2 protein-coding genes and 2 pseudogenes are annotated in these 2,915 nt (G+C 58.6%); 3 read left to right on the top strand and 1 reads right to left on the bottom strand.

What is annotated here, in order from left to right; all coding sequences use genetic code 11:
* Positions 1 to 913: IS3 family transposase (locus KUG85_RS21000; RefSeq protein ID WP_081581996.1), on the top strand; the 913-nt coding region annotated here is incomplete at its 5' end.
* 28 nt (positions 914 to 941) lie between these two features.
* Here the strand turns inward: KUG85_RS21000 and KUG85_RS20995 are convergent.
* A pseudogene (locus KUG85_RS20995) lies at positions 942 to 1,067 on the bottom strand (arginine deiminase family protein); the annotation flags it as partial.
* 65 nt (positions 1,068 to 1,132) lie between these two features.
* On the opposite strand from KUG85_RS20995, the pseudogene KUG85_RS20990 reads away from it, so the two are divergent.
* A pseudogene (locus KUG85_RS20990) lies at positions 1,133 to 2,163 on the top strand (IS3 family transposase); the annotation flags it as partial.
* 219 nt (positions 2,164 to 2,382) lie between these two features.
* The coding region (locus KUG85_RS20985) for a dihydrodipicolinate synthase family protein (protein WP_009453052.1) at positions 2,383 to 2,915 on the top strand (533 nt) is incomplete at its 3' end.

Here is a 2,915-nt window from a genome sequence, read left to right as displayed (position 1 = left end):
CCTCGGACCGGCCCCCTTTGCGCTTCAAATCAGCCGTTGCAACAAAACCTGCGCAGTCGCAGCCGAAGGAGGGTTCCCAATGAGCGTGGTGGCCAAGACCCTCGGTGTCTCCCGCTCAAATCTTCATGATCGCCTGAAGGGAGGCGCGAAGCCGCGGCGGCGCTATCACAAAGCGCAAGACGCGGCGGTGGTGCCGCTGATCACCGCGCTCGTGGCAGCGCGGCCGACCTACGGATACCGGCGGATCGCCGCGCTCCTGAACCGCCAGCTGCGCTCGGAGGGCCTGGCACCGGTCAATCACAAGCGGGTCTATCGGATCATGCAGACCCATAACCTGCTTCTGACGCGGAAATACACGGAACGTCCCGAGCATGTTCACGACGGCAAGGTGATCGTCATGCGTTCGAACCTGCGCTGGTGCAGCGATGGCTTCGAGTTTACCTGCTGGAACGGCGATATCATCCGCAGTGCCTTCATTATCGATGCCCATGACCGTGAAATCATCGCCTGGCGCGCTGTGGCGAATGCCGGGATCAGCGGTTCCGATATTCGCGATATCATGCTGGAGGCCGTCGAGCGTCGCTTCGGCGCTTACCGCGCCCCATCCGTCATCGAGATGCTGTCCGACAACGGCTCACCTTATATCGCGAAGGACACGCAGATCTTTGCTCGCCAGCTGGGACTGAAGCCTTGCTTCACGCCGGTCCAGAGCCCGCAAAGCAACGGCATCTCGGAGGCTTTCGTGAAGACGCTGAAACGCGACTACGTCCAGGTGACTCCACTGCCCACCGCCCCGACAGTTCTTGGATTGATCGAAAACTGGATCGAGGATTACAATGACAACCACCCGCACTCAGGGCTGAAAATGCGCTCGCCCCGCGAGTTCATTGCCGCTCAAATCGCAACCGCCTGAGTGTCCGGCGAAACGGGGGCAAGACCAAGAGGGTGACGAGATCGCGGTCGCAGAAGGTGAAGACCGTATCGAGATGCATGGAAGCACGCTCAATCGGCAGTTTACACGCAATGACTCTTTCTGCGCCGCCTTGCGCAAAGAGGGAGCGCGCGAGTGACCTGAGACCCTAAACTTCCTCCAAATTTTGGTAGAGTCCGTCAAAACCAGGAGACGGACGGAATGAAGCGTTCACGGTTCACGGAAGAACAGATTATCGGGATATTGAAGGAGCAGGAGGCGGGCGCGAAGACAGCCGATGTCTGCCGCAAGTACGGCATCTCGGATGCAACCTTCTACAAATACAAGGCGAAGTATGGCGGCATGGACGTGTCTGATGCGCGCAAGCTGAAGGCCTTGGAAGATGAGAACGCGAAGCTCAAGAAGCTTCTCGCGGAGACCATGCTGGACAATGCCATCCTGAAGGATGTCGCTTCAAAAAAATGGTGACGCCCGGTGCGAAGCGGGATGCGGTGGCTCAGGTCTGTGCGCAGCATGGGGTGAGCCAGCGTCGGGCGTGCGAGGTTCTATCGGTTGATCGGTCGAGCATGCGATATCGCAGCGTGCGACCTGACGATGCGTCAATCCGCGAAGCGATGAAGAAGGTGGCGTCTGAGCGCCGCCGTTTCGGCTATCGCCGCATCCACGTCATGCTCGGCCGGCAGGGGATCGTCATGAACCTGAAGAAGCTCAGGCGGCTTTATCGTGAAGAGAAACTGACTGTTCGCAAGCGCGGCGGCAGGAAGCGGGCCTTGGGAACGAGGGGTCCTCTGGCTCTGCCGTCACGACCCAACGAGCGCTGGAGCCTGGACTTCGCCAGCGATGCCTTCACGGACGGCCGCCGCTTCCGCGTTCTGGCTATCGTTGACGACTTCACACGCGAATGCCTGTGCCTGGTCGCCGACACATCCCTGTCGGGCGCTCGGCTCGCCCGCGAGTTGGACAGTCTGATCGCCAGACGGGGAAAGCCGAAGACGATTGTCTCTGACAATGGGACGGAGATGACCAGCATGGCCATCCTCAAATGGTGCCAGGAGACCCAAGTCGACTGGCACTACATCGCGCCGGGCAAGCCGATGCAGAACGGCTTCGTCGAAAGTTTCAACGGCAGTTTCCGCGACGAATGCCTCAACGAAACCCTGTTCTCGTCGCTCCCCCAAGCACGAGACGCAATCACCGCATGGAAGGAGGACTACAACCGCAACAGACCCCACGAACTCAGCCCATGAATTAGGCAGACGGCATAAGTTTTTGGCATGCAGGTCAATCATATTTGTATTTGATTTTATGACGGCTTTTCCGCTCCATTGAACCTTGCCAACCGACGGTCTGAAGGCGCGGCAAGCCTCTGCTGCGCCTGACCAATCGTCATCGATCCGGCGCAGCCGGGCGTGTCAGGGAACCGTCGACACACATTTTCAGGAGACCCGTTCATGGCTCATATAAAACCGAAAGGTTCATTTGTGGCGCTTGTCACCCCGATGAACGAGGATGGCAGCATCGACTTTGAGGGTTTTCGCACCCTGTTGAACTGGCATGAGCAAAACGGCACAGAAGCCGTTCTCATCATGGGGTCGACCGGTGAGGTGTCCATGCTCACGCAGGAAGAGCGCCGCGCGATCATTTCTGAAACCGCGAAGATGAAGACCGGCAAGATGCTGTTTTATTATGGCTGCACCGGCAACAACACCCAGTCCACAATCGACTATGTACGCTATGCGAAAGCCGAAGGCGGCGACGGCGCGATCATTGCGGCGCCTGCCTATATCTGCGCCGATAACGTCGCCATTTCAGACTATGTGCGCGAGGTCTGTGATGCTGAGGACTTCGCCATCGGCTTCTACAACAACCCGCCGCGCGTGAAAACAGACCTGCACTGGAATGATCTTCTGGAACTCGCCAAGCACCCCAACAGGCGATGTCACGTTAACTTCCGGTCAGCGCCTTGCGGTGTAGAGGCGCGAGT

It is taken from the genome of Nitratireductor rhodophyticola (assembly GCF_019891355.1).
GTDB classification, from domain to species: Bacteria; Pseudomonadota; Alphaproteobacteria; order Rhizobiales; family Rhizobiaceae; genus Nitratireductor; species Nitratireductor rhodophyticola.
This window is presented reverse-complemented; position numbering and strand designations above follow the sequence as displayed.